We start from the raw sequence: 17907 nt of genomic DNA, 5'->3' as shown, positions 1-17907 counted from the left end.
AAGGCATGAGAGAGTCAGTTGCAATTGCTGCGGTGGTGTTGCTGGCATTGTCGGGAACGGTGTCTGCGGCGCCGACCGAGTCGCAGCGCATAAACGCATTCTTCGAGCGGGTCTTCGAACGCTCGCTGGCGCGCAGTCCGATGCGCCAGACGCGGCTCGGCCTGAAGACTCAGCAGGATCAGTGGGATGACATCAGCGAGCGCCGGCAGCTCGAGGATGTCGAGCTGGTGCGTGGCGACCTGGAAGAGCTGCGCCGCTTCGACTTTCAGAAGCTCGATGCCAACGCCCGGCTCAGCTATCGACTGTTCGAACGCGGCTCGCGCGAGGAACTGGAGGCATTCCAGTGGCGGCACTCGAACTACCTGGTCACCCAGATGGGCGGGTTGCATCGAAGCGTCGCGGCCACGCTGCTGAATCGTCATGCCATCAGCGATCGCGCCGACGCCGAGGCGTACATCGCGCGACTGCGCGGTGTTCGTCCGCTGATGATGGAGTTGGTGGCGCAGTTGCAAGCGCAAGCCAAGCAGGGAGTGCAGCCGCCGCGCTTCGTTTATGACCTCGTGCTCGGCGAAGCGGAGAATCTGCTCGCGGGCCGTCCGTTCCAGGACGTCGCCCGGCACGCCGACGAGGACAGTCCGGTGCTGGCGGACTTTCGCGCCAAGCTCGCGCAAGCCAAGTTCTCCGCCGTTGATACTCGGACTCTCATCGACCAGGCACAGGCCGCGATGATCGAGGGCTTCGGCCCCGGCTTTCGTGCGCTCATCGAGGAGTTGCGGGCGGCGCAACGCACCGCGACCGACACGGCCGGCGTTTGGAAGTTGCCCAACGGCGCCGACTACTATCGCTTCAGCATCGAGAGCTACACGACGCTGCCGCTCGCGCCGGCGGAGCTTCACGCGCTCGGTCTGAAGGAGGTCGCGCGCATTCACGATGAGATGCGGGCGATCATGAAGCAGGTCGGCTTCAGCGGCTCGCTGCAAGAGTTCTTTGCGGACATGCGCGAGGATCCTCGTCACTACTATCCGGACAGCGCGGCTGGGCGGGCGCAGTACGTGAAGGATGCCGAAGCGCTGTTGCAAGTCGTGAAGGGCCGCCAACGAGAGCTGGTCAGTCACGTGCCGAAAGCGGATGTGGTGGTGAAGCCGGTGCCGGCCTGGCGGGAGAAGTCCTCGGCCAAGGCGTTCTACCAGAATCCTTCGGAAGACGGCTCGCAGCCCGGCGTGTTCTATATCAATCTCTACGACATGAAGGCGGCGCCACGTTACCTGCTGCCCGTGGTGCTGTTTCACGAAGCCATTCCGGGTCATCACATGGAGGTGGCCATTTCTCATGAGCTGGGCGACTTGCCGCGCTTTCGCAAGCTCAATTCCGTGGCGGCATACAGCGAGGGATGGGGGCTATACACCGAGCGGCTCGCGGCCGAGATGGGTTTGTATCGAGACTCGTATCAGCAGTTCGGACGTCTGGCCATGGAGCTGATGCGTGCCGCACGGCTGGTCATCGATACCGGCTTGCACGACCAGCGCTGGAGCAGGGAACAGGCGGTGGCCTATCTCGATGCCAACATGCCGGGCTCGCACTACGACAATCAACGCGAGATCGATCGTTACATCGTGATGCCGGGGCAGGCTACCTCGTATGCGGTCGGGATGCTCAAGATCGTCGAGCTGCGCGAACGTGCGCAGCGGGCGCTCGGCGAGAATTTTCAGCTGACCAGATTCCACGACGTGGTGCTCGGCAGCGGGCCGCTGCCACTGCCGATGCTGGAAGAGAATATCGATGCCTGGATCGAAGCGGAGAACGCACGTGAGTGACAGGACGGCTTTTCGAGCGTGCATCGGCACGATCCTCGTTTTCGTGGCGTCGTTGCTGGCGACGGCGGCTTCGGCTGAAGTTACTTACATTCACGCCGGCCGCCTGCTCGCCGATCCCGCCAGCGGCCGGGTGCTCAACGAACAAACCATCGTTGTTCGTGACGGCCGCATCGCGGAGCTGCGCGACGGCTATGTCGACGGAGCCGGGCAGGTCGTCGATCTGCGCGGCGAATTCGTACTGCCGGGTTTGATCGACAGCCACGTGCACCTGTGCCACGAAAACGGCCCGAACGACCGCATGAACCGCGTGACCATGACCGCCGCGGACTGGGCCGTCCAAGGGGTACGCTTCGCCGAAATCACATTGCGAGCCGGGTTCACGACCGTCGCCAATCTGGGTGACGAGAACGACGCCATCTTCGCGCTGCGCGATGGCATCGAGCGCGGCGACGTGCCAGGCCCTCGCATCGTCGCGGCCGGTCACGTGCTCAGCCCGCATGGCGGCGACGGCGACATCCATGGTTATCGCCCCGACGTCGCGACAACGATCCGACGAGGCAACCTGTGCACCGGCGCCGATGACTGCAGTCGCCTGGTGCGCAATCACATCGGGCGCGGCGCGGACATCATCAAGATCGTCGCCACCGGCTCGGTACTCGCTGACATTGCCCAGGGTGTGGGCCAGCAGTTCACTGATGCGGAGCTGCGAGCCATCGTGGAGACGGCGCACGGCATGGGCCGTCGTGTTACCGCCCACGCACACAGCACTGCAGGCGTAAATGCGGCGCTGAGAGCGGGCGTCGACTCGATCGAACACGGCACCTTCCTGGACGCCGAGTCGATCGAGCTGTTCAAAGCCAACGGTGCTTATCTCGTTCCCACCTTGCTCGCGGGAGCAACTGTGTCCGCGTGGGCCAATGATCCGAAGGGTTTCTTGAGCCCGCCGGCTAAAGCGAAAGCGCTCGAGGTGGGACCTAAGATGCTCGGCATGGGACGACGCGCGCACGCTGGCGGCGTGAAGATCGCGTTCGGCACCGACGCAAGCGTTGCCAGGCATGGCACGAATGCTCGCGAGTTCTCGCTGCTGGTGCAGGCAGGCATGACGCCGCTGCAGGCCATCCGTGCCGCAACGATCGGTTCGGCGGATCACCTCGGATTGTCAAAGGAGATCGGTTCGCTCGCGCCGGGAAAAGCGGCCGACATCGTTGCCGTGTGCGGCGACCCGCTGAAGTCGGTCAGCGGGCTGGAGCACGTGCGCTTCGTGATGAAGGGCGGTGTCGTGTACACAAAAAAACCGAGGTGTCAGTGATATGTGGAGTAGACGACGATTCATCGCCACCAGCGCGGCGCTCGCCGCCAACTGCGCCATCGGCGCCGAGCGCGACGCCTACACCGCCATGGACTACGAGCGCGCAACCGTCATCGATGCTCTCGGCGTCCTCGGCGACCCCGATCCCAGCGCGACGATCGAAACCGCACCCTCGGCACGACTGCTCAAAGACCTGCGCGACTCGGGCCTCACCGCGGTCAGTGTCACGCTGAGCGTCGGCAGCATTGGCGACCGGATTGCGAAATTCATCCACCGGGTCGCCACGCTGGACGAACTGGTCGCCGCCGCTCCTGACGTGCTCATGCGAATCCACCGAGCCACGGACCTCGACAAGGCAAAAGCCACACGCCGGCTCGGCTTGATCTACAACGTCCAGGACACATCACTCCTGGAGAACGACCTGTCGCGCGTTGCAATGCTACGCGCGCTGGGGCTGCGAGTGATGCAGATGACCTACAACACTCGCAACCTCGTCGGCGACGGCTGCCTGGAGCGTGCGGACAGCGGCCTGAGCAACCTCGGCCGCGATCTGGTCGCCGAGCTCAACCGCACGCGCGTCGTGATGGACTTGAGTCACGGTGGCCGCACCACCATTGCCGAAGCGATCCGCGAGGCCAAGGCGCCACCGGTCATCAGTCACACCGGCTGCCGCGACCTGCACGATCATCCCAGGAACGTGTTCGACACCGAGCTGAAGGCACTGGCCGCCAGGGGCGGCGTCGTCGGCATCTATTTCATGCCGTTCCTCGTTCCACGAGGCAATGCCACCAAAGCAGATCTGATCCGTCACATCGAGCACGCGGTCAACGTGTGCGGTGAAGATCACGTCGGCCTCGGCACCGACGGCGACATATCCGCGCATCATGTCGACGAGCAGTACCTCGAGGCGATGCGAAAGAGACAGGCAGGCCGCGTGGCGCAGAGAATCGCATCACCGGAGGAATCGGTGGAGCGCTACCGATTCATTTCCGAATACAACCATCCACGCCGCTTCCTGAGCCTGGCGGAGGATCTGAGCGCTCGCGGCTGGCCCGCTCGGCGCATCGACAAGCTGCTCGGCGGCAATTTCGCGCGCGTCTACACGGAGGTATGGGATTGAGACATTGGCAATGGAAGGCCGTCGCGCTGATCGTTTGTTTGTTGCTGGCCGGATGCGAAGCGAAGGCGCCGCCCAAGCCGCTGACCGTAGTCGGGTGGGGCGGGAGCTCGCAACGCGCGCATCGCGATGCCTATTGGACTTCGTTCGTGGTGCACACCGGCATCCAGTTGCACGAGGACACCTGGCACGGCGGTCTCGACGTGCTGCGCCAGCAGGCGCGCAGCGGCGATTGGGATGTCGTGCAAGTCGAAGTCGAAGAACTGCTGCTCGGCTGCACGGAGGGGCTGTTCGAACGGATCGACTGGCAGGCGCTCGGCGGGCGCGAAACTTTCATCGAGCCTTCGGTGCAGGATTGCGGCGTCGGTGCGATGGTGTGGTCGCAGCTGTTCGGCTACGACGCCGATCGCATGCCGAACGGTCCGGGCAACTGGGCCGAGTTCTGGGACGTGCGCCGCTTCCCGGGGCGTCGCGGCCTGCGTCGCACGCCCAAGTACACCCTCGAATTCGCCTTGATGGCCGACGGGGTCGAGCCGGCCGACGTATATGAAGTGTTGCGGACCAAGGAGGGCGTGGACCGGGCGTTCCGAAAGCTCGACGAAATCAAGCCGCACGCCGTGTGGTGGACGTCGATTTCGCAGGTGCCGGAGCTGCTCACCTCGGGACAGGTGGTTGCGTCCGTCACCAGCCCGGGCCGCCTGCTGGTCGCCAATCGCGAGGGCGGCCGCAACTTCAAGGTAGTGTGGGACGGCAATATCTACGCCGTCGATTTCTGGGTAATCATGCGGGGCAGCCAGCGCAAATCGCAGGCGCTGCGGCTGGTTCGATACATGAAGCAGCCAGAGCACGAGGCACGGCTGGCGCACTTCATTCCCACCGGCCTGTCGAACCGCCAGGCCATCGCCAGTCTCGATCCGGCGCTGCTGGTCGACACGCCCTCGAACGCGCAGAACCTGGCTCACGCCCTGGCGCTGGATGGGCAGTTCTGGGTCGAGCACTCCAGCGAGCTCACGCAACGCTTCAACGCCTGGCTGGAGAGCGAATAGCAGCTCTAAGGCCAATGGCACTTAGTTGGCGCCCTCCAGTGGCCGGCGGTTAGCGGTTGGGGTAGAACGGAGGCCACATTTCTGGCTAACCGCTGTCCGCGAACCGCTGCGACAAGAGCGGTTAACTGAGCACCATTGGTTCTAAGGCGCATTCGCCGGTAACCGCGGGTCTTTCGCCGGCAGCACGTTGCATTGGTGGCGTGCTGTACTGATACTGCCCTCAACAGCTTCAGTTGAGGGATAAACGACACGTGCTGTTCGCCGCGCAAACCTGGCCGTTCACGGTGGCAACCTTCCTCCTGGTGCTGATCGCCGTCGTCGAAACCGTTGCGCTGGTGGTCGGGGCGAGTCTCTCTCAATCCCTGCAGCAGCTGCTTCCCGATCCGGGCGAAGGCATCGCCGGACCTTTCGACAAGTGGCTCGGCTTGCTGTCGTTCGGGCGCGTGCCGCTGCTCGTGCTCTTGGTGCTGTTCCTGGCGAGCTTCGCCGTCACGGGCTTCGCGCTCAATCTCATCGTGCACCGGTTCTTCGGCATCTGGGTGCCGACGCTGCTGGCGGTGATCGTCGCCTGCGTCGTAACCGTGCCGGTGGTTCGCCTGTGCGGCGGCGTCATCGCCCGGTTCATTCCACAGGATCAAACGTTCGCAGTCTCGTTCGACTCGTTGATCGGCCGCGTCGCGACCATTGTCAACGGCACCGCGCGGCCGGGCTACGCCGCGCAGGCCAAGGTCACGAACGAGCACGGGTACACCCTTTACGTGATGGTCGAACCGGAGCTGGACGGCATGACGTTCCAAAGCGGGGAACGCGTGCTGCTCACCAGGCAGCTCTCCGGCAATCGTTTCGCCGGGGCGGTCAATCCCTGGCCGGATCTGCTCTGATCGTCAGCTCTGATCATCTGCTCCGATGATCGGCTCCGATCCGGACGAATGGACCACGCGCAGCGTTCACCAACCGTGCTGGGGAGACAGCCATGTCGGACTTGGAATTGATGAACTACTTGTTCCTCGCGGGCATCGGGTTCGTCGCGTTGATGCTGATCGTCATGATCCTCTCGCGGCTGTATCGCCGCTCCTCCAAGGAGCGAGCGTTCGTACGCACCGGCATGGGCGGACAGAAGGTCGTGATGGACGGCGGTGCCATCGTGCTTCCGGTGTTTCACGAGACCATTCTGGTCAACATGAATACGCTCAAGCTGGAAGTCACGCGCTCCGGCAAGGATTCGCTGTTCACCAAAGACCGCATGCGCGTCGATGTGGTCGTGGCGTTCTTCGTGCGCGTGGTGCCCACCAAGGAAGGCATCGCGAACGCGGCGCAAACATTGGGTCAGCGCACTATCGATCCGGAGGCGCTGTCGCAGCTGGTCGAAGACAAGTTCGTCGACGCGCTGCGCGCCGCCGCCGTCTGGATGACCATGCAGGAACTGCTCGACAAGCGGCAGGATTTCATCCAGGGCGTGCAGAACGCGGTCAGTGAGGATCTGTTGAAGAACGGCCTGGAGCTGGAGAGCGTGTCGCTCACGCGCATCGACCAGACCGCCATGCAGTTCTTCGATCCCAACAACGCTTTCGATGCCGAAGGTCTGACGCGGCTCACCGAACAGACGCAGCAACGCAATCGCGAACGCAACGAAATCGAGCAGGACACCTCGGTGGCCATCTCGCGCAAGAACTTCGAAGCCAAGCAGTTGCAGCTGGAGATCGATCGCCAGAAGCGCTTCGCCGAGTTGGCACAGGCGCAGGAGGTCGCCGCTCGCGAAGCCGAACAGGCCGCCATCGTGGCGAAGGTGCAGGCCGAGAGAGCGCGAGAAGCCGAAGAGGCGAAGATCACCGCGCAGCGCCAGATCCGTGAAGCCGAAGTTGCGAAGGCACAGGCCGTGCGTCAGCGTGAAGTCGAGGCCGAGCGCGAGATTGCGATCGCGTCCATCGATCAGCAGCGCGCCACGCAGATTGCCGATCAGAACAAGGCGATCTCGATCGCACAGAAGTCCGAAGAGCAATCGAAGGCACAGGCCAGCGCGAATCTGGCGCTGGCCGAAGCCGTGAAATCGGAGCAGGCGGTGAAGACCGCCGAGGAAGTCGCCAAGGCCGAGCGCGAGAAGCAGGTGACGCTGGTGCTCGCGTCCCAGGAAGCCGAGCGGCAGGCCATCGGCGTGAAAGTGTCGGCGCTCGCCGAGAAGGAAGCTTCGGAAGCCAAAGCCGACGCGATCCGCACGCTCGCCAAGGCGAATCGCGAGAACTACGAAGCCGAGGCCGCCGGTAAGCGCGCCTTGAACGAAGCCATCAACACGCTTTCGAACGCTCAGATCTCGCTGCAGGAGAAGCTTGCGTTGATCCAGGCGCTGCCGAAGATCATCGAAGAGGCGGTACGGCCGATGCAGAGCATCGATTCGATTCGCATCATGCAGGTCGATGGGCTCAACACCGGCGATTCCGGCGCGAGAGCGGGCGAGTACGCCGCCGCGTCAGGTGGCGGCAACCTGGCCGAACAAGCGGTGGGAGCGGCGTTGAAGTATCGCGCTTACGCGCCGGTGATCGATCAGCTCATCAAGGAAGTGGGCCTGTCGGGCAACGGGCTCGACGGCTTGCTGAAGTCGACTGCGGCGGTCACGCCTCCGGTGAGCGCGCCTGCCGAGGCGTAACGGTCTGCAACCCGGGCAGGCCGGATCATGGTTCGCTATGATTCGGGACTTCGCCTGGGCCAGCGGGATGCAAGCGATGGGATGTATGAAGTCGGCGAGCCTCGTCAGCATGAGGCTCGCCAGCGTGGTGTGGTTGTCGGGGGTGTTGTTTGGATCGCAGGCCGAGGCCGCGAATGCGCAGGCTGCGTTCAAAGCCATCAGCGGCAAGCCCGCGGTAAAGGCCGCTCTGGAACAGATTCGACGCGAAGACGAACGCACGCTACGTGAGCAGATCGAGATCGCCGAAATTCCAGCACCCTCATATCAGGAAGGTCGTCGAACCGATGACTACGTTCGCCGCCTGCGTGAGCTGGGCCTGAGCGAAATTTCCATCGACACTGAGGGCAACATCATTGCCCGGCGCGCAGGCATCAGTCGCAACGGACCGACACTGGTGCTCTCGGCGCATCTGGACACGGTGTTCTCCGAGGACACCGTGCTCAAGGTTCGCAAAGAGGGCAACCGTTACTACGGCCCGGGAATCACTGACGACGCACGCGGCCTCGCTGTGTTGCTGACCACGTTGCGAGCAATGCAGGAACAAAAGCTGCGCACGCAAGGTGACGTGCTGTTCGTCGCCACGGTCGGTGAAGAAGGTCTTGGCAACCTGCGGGGCGTGAAGGCGCTGTTCCGTGATCGCCAGGACATCGACGGTTTCATTTCTGTCGACGGCACCGAATCGCCGCGCCTCGCGCCCGGTGAGTCGGAAGTAGTGACACGCGCGGTGGGTAGCCATCGCTGGGAAATAACATTCACCGGTCCCGGCGGACACAGTTTCGAGAACTTCGGCACGCCCAGTGCGGTACATGCCATGGGACGTGCGATCAGTACGATTTCCGACCTGCAGGCGCCCGCGGAGCCCAAGACGACCTTCACGGTCTCCATCGTCTCGGGTGGCACGGCCATCAATGCAATTGCCGAAAAAGCGCAATTGCGACTCGATATCCGTTCCGAATCCGCCGCGGCATTGGCTGCGATGGAAGAGAAGATTCTCGCGGCGGCGGATCGCGCCGGCATCGAGGAGGGCAAGCGTTGGAATGCCGAGCCTGTTCGAGTCGAACGTAAGCTGTTGGGCGACCGTCCGGCGGGCGCGGGCGGCGATGACAATGCCGTCGCGTCGGCATGGATCAACGCAATGATTGTTCTAGATCAAAAGCGGCCATTGACTGTCGGGGGCAGCACCGATGCCAATGTGCCGATGGGACTGGGCATTCCTGCTATCACGGCCTCCGGCGGCGGCATTGCGGACAAAGCGCATTCGCTCGACGAATGGTACGAACCGGTGAACGCGTGGCTCGGGCCGCAGGCGTTGTTACTTACGTCGCTGGCTCTGGTCGGTGTCGAAGGCGGGCCGAAGCCGCTGCTGTCACGACGTCGCTAGACGGCGGCATTCATAAACGGCCGGATGCAAATGTGTACCATGTCATACTTCTGGTGCGACATACGTAGTACAAAGCGCGGATTCGGAAGCCCAGGGAGCAGGTCGTCGATATGAAATTCATGACACGGGAAGTCTTGCTGATTGCTGCGATGTGGGCTCTGGCGGGATGCGGGGGCGGCGGCGGCAACAGCACGCCGCTCGGCGGCAATCCTGGAACGGATCCGGGCGGCGGCATGAGTAGCGGCGGCAGCGGCGGCATCGTCGGTGGCAACAACGGCTACATCCCAGGCATCTTCAATCCATCCTCGACCTATGCCAAGCAATGCGCCGCGCCCCGCGCAGGCACCGATGACCAAAGCGGTTCGACGTTCACCGAGAACATGTTCCTGCGGTCCTGGACCAATGATCTGTATCTGTGGTACGGGGAAGTGCCCGATACCAATCCGCGCGGCCTTTCTACCGAGGAGTATTTCCAAGGATTGAAAACACCGTTGACCACGCCGTCAGGCCGCGCAAAGGATCAGTTTCACTTCACCTATCCAACCGCTGCGTGGGAGGAACTGTCTGAGGGTGGTATCGAGGTTGGCTACGGCGCGCAGTGGGTGATTCTTGCCCAGCGCCCGCCACGCAAGGTCGTCATCGCCTTTGTCGAACCGGGCTCTCCCGCAGCGACTCAGGATCTTTCGCGTGGCGGCGAGGTGCTGACCGCGGACGGCGTGGATGTGATCAATGCGGACACCGATGCCGCGGTGGATCAGCTCAATGCTGCGTTCTTTCCGGTTGATCCAGGCGAGCAGCATGTGTTCACGATTCGTTATGCGGATGGGCAGACGCGCATTGTCACCTTGACCAGCAGCGAGATTACGCATCAGCCGGTGCTCATGTCCGGTGTCATCAACCAGTCCGGCGTGCCGGTGGGCTATCTGGTGTTCAACGATCACATTGCCACTGCCGAAGGGCAGCTGAGGACTGCCGTGAACGCGCTTGGCAACGCCGGCATTCAGGATCTGGTTCTGGATCTGCGCTACAACGGCGGTGGCTATCTCGCCATCGCCAGCCAGCTGGCCTACATGATCGCCGGCAACTCGCGCACCTCCGGCCAGACGTTCGAGAAGCTGGTGTTCAACGACAAGCATCCGAACACCAATCCAGTCACCGGCCAGCCGCTCGAGCCGACACCGTTCCATACGACCACGTTGGGTTTCTCGGGAACAGTGGGCGTGCCGCTGCCGAGGTTGAACCTGGAGCGCGTCTACGTCATCACCAGCAACAACACTTGCTCGGCCAGCGAAGCCATCATCAACGGCCTGCGCGGCGTAGACGTGCAGGTTTATCAGATCGGTTCGACCACTTGCGGCAAGCCGTATGGCTTCTATCCGCAGGACAATTGCGGCACCACGTATTTCTCGATCCAGTTCCAGGGCCTCAATGCGAAAGACGAAGGCAATTATTCGGACGGCTTCGCACCCGCAAACTCGCAGGATGCCGCCAGCATCAAGTTGCCTGGATGCTCGGTAGCGGACGATTTCACTCGTCAGCTCGGTGACCCGTTGGAAGGCCGCCTGGCTGCGGCGCTCGCGTTCCGGGCAAGCAACAACACGGTCTGTCCGGCCGCGTCGGGCGCGATGCCCATTCCGGGTGTGAGCGCGAAGCAGTCGCTCTCCCGTGCCGACGGCATCATGTTCAAGTCGCCGGCGCGCGAGAATCGAATCATGCGCAAAGACCTAGGGAACTCGCTGTCGTTTTAGTTTCCGCCATAGCGTCGTGCGGCTGATGCCCAGCCGCGCGCTTGCTTTCGCATAGGACCCGCCGCACTCCTCGAGCACGCGCCGAATCAGATCGATCTCGTGTTCGGCGCGCTGCATGAAAATGGAGGAGGCGGGTGCAACGGCCGCGGCGCTGGTGATCTCGGGCATCAGTTCGCGAAGCTGCATGTCGCTTAGTGCCGCGTTCGCAGGGCTCGCCAGCATCGCGACGCGCTCCAGCAGGTTCTCCAGCTCGCGAACGTTTCCAGGCCATTCGTAACCGCGAGCCGCCTCCAGCAATTGATGTACCCGCGGGTCGTTGGTGATATCGATGCCGGTGCGCGTGGCGATCTTGCGGGCCAGATGCCTGGCCAGCTCAGGAATGTCCTGACGCCGGTCGCGCAGGCCGGGCAATTCCAGCCGCAGAATGTTCAGTCGATAGTAGAGGTCGCGGCGAAATTCGCCGGTGACGATGCGTTCGGTCAGATCGCGATGCGTGGCCGCGATGACGCGGACATCGACGCGAGTCGGCTCGATAGCGCCCACTCGCAATATTTCTTTCTCCTGCAGCACGCGTAGCAATCGCGTTTGCAGCGACACCGGCATTTCGCCGATCTCATCGAGAAAGATGGTGCCCGTGTGCGCGGCTTCGAACAGGCCGAGCTTGCCGCCGCGCCGCGCGCCGGTGAACGCACCTTCCTCATAGCCGAACAGCTCGCTTTCCAGCAATGCCTCGGGAAACGCGCCGCAGTTGATGGCGATGAACGGCTGGTTCGCACGGCTGCTCGCGGCGTGGATGCCCTGGGCAAGCAACTCTTTGCCGGTGCCGCTTTCGCCGAAGATCAGCACCGTCGCATCGCTGCCCGCGTACTGTGCGGCGAGCGATCGGGTGTGAACGATGCCGGGGCTGGTGCCGACGAGATCGGCGAGTCGATAGCGAACATTGGCGGCGGGCTTGTCGCGCCGGGCCCGCAAATGTCGATCGACGCGTTGGATGGACTCCGGGTCCTGGCAGGTGAGCACGGCGCCGGTTTGCGAGCCTTGCTCGGTGATTGGCAGCCGGCTCGTGAGCACGGCCCGCGAGCCGAGCTTTTGCAGCTCATCGATTTCAGCACGCGCCTCGCGCAGCGTTCGCGCCAGCGACAGCTCGGGGGCGATATCGCCGAGCTTGCGACCAACCAGATCGCTTGCCGGCCGTTCCAGCAGTCGCGCCATGGCGGGATTCAGGATCTCGATGCGCTCATCCATGTCGACCGCCACGACGCCATCGCGCAGTTGCCCCAGGATGGTGTTCAGTCGCTCGCGCTTCGCTGCTTCCATGCGCGACAGACGCGCCATTTCAACGGCGTCATCCAATGCTTCGCGAACGGCGTCTTCCGAGTACAAGAACACGCTCGCCATCCCGGCTGCTTCGGCCAGGTCTGCTACCAAACCGGGCGCGACTACGACCTCGACGCCGCGCGCGCGCAGCTCGAGCACGCAGTTTTTCGCATCGTCTGTCGTGCGGTAACTGCGTTGCTCGATACCCAACCCGAACAACTCGTTGAAACGTTCGACCTCGGCGGGCAGAGCGCCATGCGTGACGAGCGCGATGCGTGATGAAATGCTCCGAGCCCGACCAAGCGCGCTCAAGATGTCGTAACCGCCGACCCGCACCAGCACGACGGGCAAATCGAGGTGCTGTCGGAGAAAGGTGCCGTTCGAACCCGCCGCGACGAGCACATCGATGGGTTGGGAACGACTGAGATCGCGAATACTGTCGACCGCGGTCTCGAAACCACTATCCAGCACCTCGACCCGCGCGGCCTGGGCGTAGGCCGGCACGAGATCGCGGAACAGGTCTTTCAGCCGATGCAGACCCACCGCGACGATCCGTGGCGGATCGTTCGGCCGGGCGCTGGCGGGGCGGGCGATAGGAAAGCGTGCAGGAGCATTCATGACAGCAGTTTCATCCGGTTTCAGGTGTGAAACTTTAATGTTTCGCCATTGAAACCGCCAGTCGCGGCCGCATCCACGGCACTGTGAAAATGATTCGTAAATTCAATGTGTTATACTTCGGTGTCGGCGCCAGAGCCGTGGCATAAGTCTTGCTCTGTCCCTGCAACCCCCAGATTTCCAAGGAGACTCGCATGGCTTCCGCCGGATCCAACTTCCGCTCGGCCCTGGCGGCCGAGCAGCCGCTGCAGATCGTGGGCACGATCAATGCGAACCACGCACTGCTGGCCAAGCGGGCCGGCTACCGCGCGATTTACGTGTCCGGCGGCGGCGTCGCGGCGGGCTCCTTGGGCATGCCCGACTTGGGCATCAACAATCTCGACGATGTGCTGACCGACATTCGCCGCATCACCGATGTGTGCGATGTGCCGCTGCTGGTCGACATCGACACCGGCTTTGGTCCGAGCGCTTTCAACATCGCGCGCACCGTGAAGAGCCTGATCAAGTTCGGTGCTGCCGGGTGCCATATCGAAGATCAGGTGGGCGCCAAGCGCTGCGGTCATCGTCCCGGCAAGGAACTGGTTTCCACCGAAGAGATGGTGGATCGCGTCAAGGCCGCGGTCGATGCCAAGACCGATCCCGATTTCTATTTGATCGCACGCACCGACGCGATCGCCGTGCACGGTATCGACGCTGCCATCGACCGCTCGATCAAGTGCGTGGAAGCGGGTGCTGATGCCATCTTTGCAGAGGCCGCTTACGATATCCCGACGTACAAGCGCTTCGTCGATGCCGTAAAAGTGCCGGTGCTGGCGAACATCACCGAGTTCGGCAAGACGCCGTTGTTCTCGGTGTCCGAGCTGAAGGAAGCGGGCGTGTCCATGGTGTTGTACCCGCTGAGCGCGTTCCGCGCCATGAACAAGGCTGCGGAGAATGTCTACATCGCCATCCGTCGCGACGGCCATCAGCGCAATGTCATCGACACCATGCAGACGCGCGAAGAACTGTACGAGCGCATCGGGTATCACGCTTACGAACAGTATCTGGACGCGCTGTTCAAGGCCAAGAAGTAACCCGCTGCACCAGTATTCTCTAGCGAAGGAGACTCATAATGACCGACACGACCCAGACCGGGTTCAAACCGAAAAAGTCAGTTGCTCTGTCCGGCACCGTCGCCGGCAATACCGCGCTTTGCACGGTCGGTCGCAGCGGCAACGATCTGCACTATCGCGGCTATGACATTCTCGACGTCGCCGCGCAGTGCGAGTTCGAGGAAATCGCCCACCTGCTGGTGCACGGCAAGTTGCCCACCATGGCCGAGTTGCAGGCATACAAGACCAAGCTGAAGGCACTGCGTGGCTTGCCGGCCGCGGTGAAGGCCGCGCTCGAACAGTTGCCTCCGTCGGCTCATCCGATGGATGTGATGCGCACTGGCGTTTCGGTGCTCGGCTGCGTGATGCCGGAAAAGGACGACCACAACCATGCCGGCGCGCGCGACATCGCGGACAAGCTGATGGCATCGCTGGGCTCGATGCTGCTGTACTGGTATCACTTTGCGCACAATGGCAAGCGCATCGAAACCGATTCGGATGAGGATTCGATCGGCGGCCACTTCCTGCATCTGTTGCATCTAGAGAAGCCGCCGCGTTCGTGGGTCAAGGCCATGCACACCTCGCTGGTGTTGTACGCCGAGCACGAGTTCAATGCGTCGACGTTCACCGCTCGCGTGGTCGCCGGCACCGGCTCGGATATGTATTCGGCGATCTGCGGTGCCATTGGCGCCCTGCGTGGTCCGAAGCATGGTGGCGCCAACGAAGTCGCCTTCGAGATCCAGAAACGCTACGACACGCCGGACGAAGCCGAAAAGGACATTCGTGCTCGCGTCGAGCGCAAGGAAGTGGTCATTGGCTTCGGCCATCCCGTCTACACGATCTCCGATCCGCGCAACAAGGTCATCAAGCAGGTCGCGCTCGATCTGTCCAAGGAGGCCGGCAACACCAAGATGTTCGACATCGCCGAGCGCCTGGAAACGGTGATGTGGGAAATCAAGAAGATGTTCCCGAACCTCGATTGGTTCAGCGCCGTGAGCTATCACATGATGGGCGTGCCGACCGCCATGTTCACGCCGCTGTTCGTCATCTCGCGCACTTCTGGCTGGAGCGCGCATGTCCTGGAGCAACGTATCGACGGTAAGATCATTCGCCCGAGCGCCAACTACACCGGTCCCGAAAACCTGAAGTTCGTGCCCATCGAGCAACGCAAGTAAGTCATGAATACCGCCTATCGCAAACGCCTGCCCGGAACGCAGCTGGATTACTTCGATGCGCGCGAAGCCGTCGACGCGATCAAGCCGCATGCTTACGCCACGTTGCCGTACACCTCGCGGGTGCACGCCGAGAACCTGGTGCGTCGCTGCGATCCAGCGACGCTCACGGACTCGCTGAAGCAGCTGATCGAGCGCAAGCGGGATCTGGACTTTCCGTGGTTCCCGGCTCGCGTGGTCTGTCACGACATTCTCGGGCAGACCGCCCTGGTGGACCTGGCTGGCTTGCGAGACGCCATCGCGGAGAAGGGCGGCGATCCTTCGCTGATCAATCCGGTGGTGCCGACGCAGTTGATCGTCGACCACTCGCTGGCGGTGGAGTACGGCGGCTACGACAAGGATGCGTTCGCCAAGAACCGTGCGATCGAGGATCGTCGCAATGACGATCGTTTCCATTTCATCAACTGGACCAAGCTGGCGTTCCGCAACGTGGATGTGATTCCGCCGGGCAATGGCATCATGCACCAGATCAACCTGGAGCGGATGTCGCCAGTGATTCATGCCGTGGATGGCGTGGCGTTTCCGGATACGCTGGTTGGCACGGACAGCCACACTCCGCACGTCGACGCGCTGGGCGTGATTGCCATCGGGGTCGGCGGCCTGGAGGCGGAGAGCGTGATGCTCGGTCGCGCGTCGTGGATGCGCTTGCCGGACATCGTTGGTGTCGAGCTGACGGGCAAGCCGGGGCCAGGCATCACCGCTACCGACGTGGTGCTCGCGCTCACCGAGTTCCTTCGCAAGGAAAAGGTTGTCGGCGCTTACATCGAGTTCTTCGGCGAAGGTGCGGCCGCGCTGACGTTGGGCGATCGCGCGACCATTTCCAACATGACACCGGAATTCGGTGCCACTGCGGCGATGTTCTACATCGACCAGCAGACCATCGACTATCTCAAGCTCACCGGCCGCGCCGATGAGCAGGTGAAACTGGTCGAGATCTATGCCAGGCAGACCGGTTTGTGGGCCGATAGCTTGAAGACGGCCGAGTACGAGCGCGTGCTGAAGTTCGATCTCTCGTCCGTCGTCCGCAACATGGCGGGCCCGTCCAATCCTCATAAGCGTCTGCCCACCACCGATCTCGCCGCGCGCGGCATCGCCGGCAAGTGGGAAGAAGTGCCCGGTCAGATGCCCGATGGCGCCGTGATCATTGCAGCCATCACGAGCTGCACGAACACCAGCAATCCGCGCAACGTCATTGCCGCCGGCTTGTTGGCGCGCAACGCGAATGCTCGTGGCCTCACTCGCAAGCCCTGGGTGAAGACATCGCTCGCACCCGGCTCCAAGGCCGTGCAGCTGTATCTGGAAGAGGCGAAGTTGCTGCCCGAGCTGGAAAAGCTCGGCTTCGGCATCGTCGCGTTCGCCTGCACGACGTGCAACGGCATGTCGGGCGCGCTGGACCCGAAGATCCAGCAGGAGATCATCGATCGCGATCTGTACGCGACCGCGGTGTTGTCCGGCAATCGCAATTTCGACGGCCGCATTCATCCCTATGCAAAGCAGGCGTTCCTGGCATCGCCGCCGCTGGTGGTCGCCTACGCCATTGCCGGCACGATTCGTTTCGACATCGAAAAGGACGTGCTGGGCGTGGATTCCCAGGGCAAGCCAGTCACCTTGAAGGACCTCTGGCCGAGCGATGAAGAGATCGACGCCATCGTGGCCAGGAGCGTCAAGCCCGAGCACTTCCGCAAGGTGTACGAGCCGATGTTCGCGCCGAGCGCTGCCAGCGCGGTCAAGATCAGCCCGCTGTACAACTGGCGGCCGCAAAGCACTTACATCCGCCGCCCGCCGTATTGGGAAGGAGCGCTGGCGGGTGAGCGCACCTTGCAGGGTATGCGGCCACTGGCTGTGCTGCCCGATAACATCACGACAGATCATCTCTCGCCGTCCAACGCCATCCTTCCGAACAGCGCAGCGGGCGAGTATCTGGCGAAGATGGGCTTGCCCGAAGAGGACTTCAACTCCTACGCCACGCACCGTGGCGATCACCTGACCGCGCAGCGCGCAACGTTTGCCAATCCGCAGCTGGTCAATGAAATGGCTGTGGTGGATGGGCAGGTGAAGAAGGGCTCGCTGGCGCGTATCGAGCCAGAAGGAACGGTGGTACGCATGTGGGAAGCCATCGAGACCTACATGGAGCGCAAGCAGCCGCTGATCATCATTGCTGGCGCGGACTATGGTCAGGGATCGTCACGCGACTGGGCCGCCAAGGGTGTGCGGCTCGCGGGTGTTGAAGCGATCGTGGCCGAAGGCTTCGAGCGCATTCATCGCACCAACCTGATCGGCATGGGCGTGCTGCCGTTGGAGTTCAAACCCGGCGTGAACCGCAAGACGCTGAACATCGACGGTACCGAAACGTATGATGTCATCGGCGAGCGCAAGCCTCGCGCAGATCTCACGCTGGTCATTCATCGCCGCAATGGCGAGCGCGTCGAAGTGCCCGTGACTTGCCGCCTTGACACCGCCGAAGAGGTCTCAATCTACGAGGCGGGTGGAGTGTTGCAGCGGTTCGCGCAGGACTTCCTCGAATCGTCCAAGGTCGCCTGATTGTTTCATTCATAGC

General features: G+C 62.7%; 12 protein-coding genes. 11 read left to right on the top strand and 1 reads right to left on the bottom strand.

Going from position 1 to position 17907, the window contains the following annotated elements; translation table 11 throughout:
* The first annotated feature begins 5 nt into the window (after nucleotides 1–5).
* The 8 genes from VGE08_RS23145 to VGE08_RS23110 all read left to right on the top strand — a co-directional run bounded on the left by VGE08_RS23145 (nucleotide 6) and on the right by VGE08_RS23110 (nucleotide 11095).
* The gene (locus VGE08_RS23145; RefSeq protein ID WP_331070297.1) at nucleotides 6–1814 is read left to right on the top strand and encodes a DUF885 domain-containing protein; all 1809 of its coding nucleotides are present in this window, start codon (nucleotides 6–8) and stop codon (nucleotides 1812–1814) included.
* The gene (locus VGE08_RS23140; RefSeq protein WP_331070296.1) at nucleotides 1807–3123 is read left to right on the top strand and encodes a metal-dependent hydrolase family protein; all 1317 of its coding nucleotides are present in this window, start codon (nucleotides 1807–1809) and stop codon (nucleotides 3121–3123) included. The genes VGE08_RS23145 and VGE08_RS23140 overlap by 8 nt, the downstream gene beginning before the upstream one ends.
* 1 nt (nucleotide 3124) lies before the next feature.
* The gene (locus VGE08_RS23135) at nucleotides 3125–4243 is read left to right on the top strand and encodes a dipeptidase (protein WP_331070295.1); all 1119 of its coding nucleotides are present in this window, start codon (nucleotides 3125–3127) and stop codon (nucleotides 4241–4243) included.
* Complete coding sequence (locus tag VGE08_RS23130) at nucleotides 4240–5286, top strand: ABC transporter substrate-binding protein (RefSeq protein WP_331070294.1); 1047 nt, start codon at nucleotides 4240–4242, stop codon at nucleotides 5284–5286. The genes VGE08_RS23135 and VGE08_RS23130 overlap by 4 nt, the downstream gene beginning before the upstream one ends.
* A gap of 233 nt (nucleotides 5287–5519) precedes the next feature.
* Nucleotides 5520–6167 carry an OB-fold-containig protein gene (locus VGE08_RS23125; protein ID WP_331070293.1) on the top strand — a complete coding sequence of 216 codons (648 nt, stop codon included), beginning with the start codon at nucleotides 5520–5522 and terminating at the stop codon, nucleotides 6165–6167.
* Between the two features lie 92 nt (nucleotides 6168–6259).
* Nucleotides 6260–7927, top strand: coding sequence for a flotillin family protein (locus VGE08_RS23120; RefSeq protein WP_331070292.1), 1668 nt, complete (start codon nucleotides 6260–6262; stop codon nucleotides 7925–7927).
* Between the two features lie 109 nt (nucleotides 7928–8036).
* Nucleotides 8037–9347: a M20/M25/M40 family metallo-hydrolase gene (locus VGE08_RS23115; RefSeq protein WP_331070291.1), complete on the top strand. Its 1311-nt coding sequence runs from the start codon at nucleotides 8037–8039 to the stop codon at nucleotides 9345–9347.
* Nucleotides 9348–9457: 110 nt separating this feature from the next.
* Nucleotides 9458–11095 (top strand): S41 family peptidase, encoded by a 1638-nt coding sequence (locus tag VGE08_RS23110; RefSeq protein WP_331070290.1) that lies wholly within the window; start codon nucleotides 9458–9460, stop codon nucleotides 11093–11095.
* Here VGE08_RS23110 and prpR read toward each other — a convergent pair.
* Entirely contained in the window at nucleotides 11072–13030 is a 1959-nt protein-coding gene (prpR, locus tag VGE08_RS23105; protein ID WP_331070289.1) for a propionate catabolism operon regulatory protein PrpR, read from the bottom strand. The two genes, VGE08_RS23110 and prpR, sit on opposite strands and share 24 nt — an antisense overlap.
* 191 nt (nucleotides 13031–13221) lie before the next feature.
* Between prpR and prpB the strand changes: the two genes are divergently transcribed.
* Genes prpB through acnD form a run of 3 tightly spaced genes read left to right on the top strand, consistent with a single transcriptional unit; the run spans nucleotide 13222 to nucleotide 17891 of the window.
* Nucleotides 13222–14100: a methylisocitrate lyase gene (prpB, locus tag VGE08_RS23100; protein ID WP_331070288.1), complete on the top strand. Its 879-nt coding sequence runs from the start codon at nucleotides 13222–13224 to the stop codon at nucleotides 14098–14100.
* Nucleotides 14101–14138: 38 nt separating this feature from the next.
* Entirely contained in the window at nucleotides 14139–15293 is a 1155-nt protein-coding gene (prpC, locus tag VGE08_RS23095; protein ID WP_331070287.1) for a bifunctional 2-methylcitrate synthase/citrate synthase, read from the top strand.
* Between the two features lie 3 nt (nucleotides 15294–15296).
* Nucleotides 15297–17891 carry a Fe/S-dependent 2-methylisocitrate dehydratase AcnD gene (gene acnD, locus VGE08_RS23090; protein WP_331070286.1) on the top strand — a complete coding sequence of 865 codons (2595 nt, stop codon included), beginning with the start codon at nucleotides 15297–15299 and terminating at the stop codon, nucleotides 17889–17891.
* The last annotated feature ends 16 nt before the right edge of the window (nucleotides 17892–17907 follow it).

Origin of the sequence: Steroidobacter sp. (assembly GCF_036406195.1) — a bacterium.
Lineage (GTDB): Bacteria > Pseudomonadota > Gammaproteobacteria > Steroidobacterales > Steroidobacteraceae > Steroidobacter.
The sequence above is the reverse complement of the archived record's forward strand: the minus strand, read 5'-3'. Positions and strand labels throughout refer to the sequence as shown.

Excerpts from the sequence above, each read along its gene's own strand:
- VGE08_RS23145 (WP_331070297.1), top strand. The coding sequence starts at position 6 with ATGAGAGAGTCAGTTGCAATTGCTGCGGTGGTGTTGCTGGCATTGTCG.
- VGE08_RS23135 (WP_331070295.1), top strand. The coding sequence starts at position 3,125 with ATGTGGAGTAGACGACGATTCATCGCCACCAGCGCGGCGCTCGCCGCC.
- VGE08_RS23120 (WP_331070292.1), top strand. The coding sequence starts at position 6,260 with ATGTCGGACTTGGAATTGATGAACTACTTGTTCCTCGCGGGCATCGGG.
- VGE08_RS23115 (WP_331070291.1), top strand. The coding sequence starts at position 8,037 with ATGAGGCTCGCCAGCGTGGTGTGGTTGTCGGGGGTGTTGTTTGGATCG.
- VGE08_RS23110 (WP_331070290.1), top strand. The coding sequence starts at position 9,458 with ATGAAATTCATGACACGGGAAGTCTTGCTGATTGCTGCGATGTGGGCT.
- prpR (WP_331070289.1), bottom strand. The coding sequence starts at position 13,030 with ATGAATGCTCCTGCACGCTTTCCTATCGCCCGCCCCGCCAGCGCCCGG.
- prpB (WP_331070288.1), top strand. The coding sequence starts at position 13,222 with ATGGCTTCCGCCGGATCCAACTTCCGCTCGGCCCTGGCGGCCGAGCAG.
- prpC (WP_331070287.1), top strand. The coding sequence starts at position 14,139 with ATGACCGACACGACCCAGACCGGGTTCAAACCGAAAAAGTCAGTTGCT.
- acnD (WP_331070286.1), top strand. The coding sequence starts at position 15,297 with ATGAATACCGCCTATCGCAAACGCCTGCCCGGAACGCAGCTGGATTAC.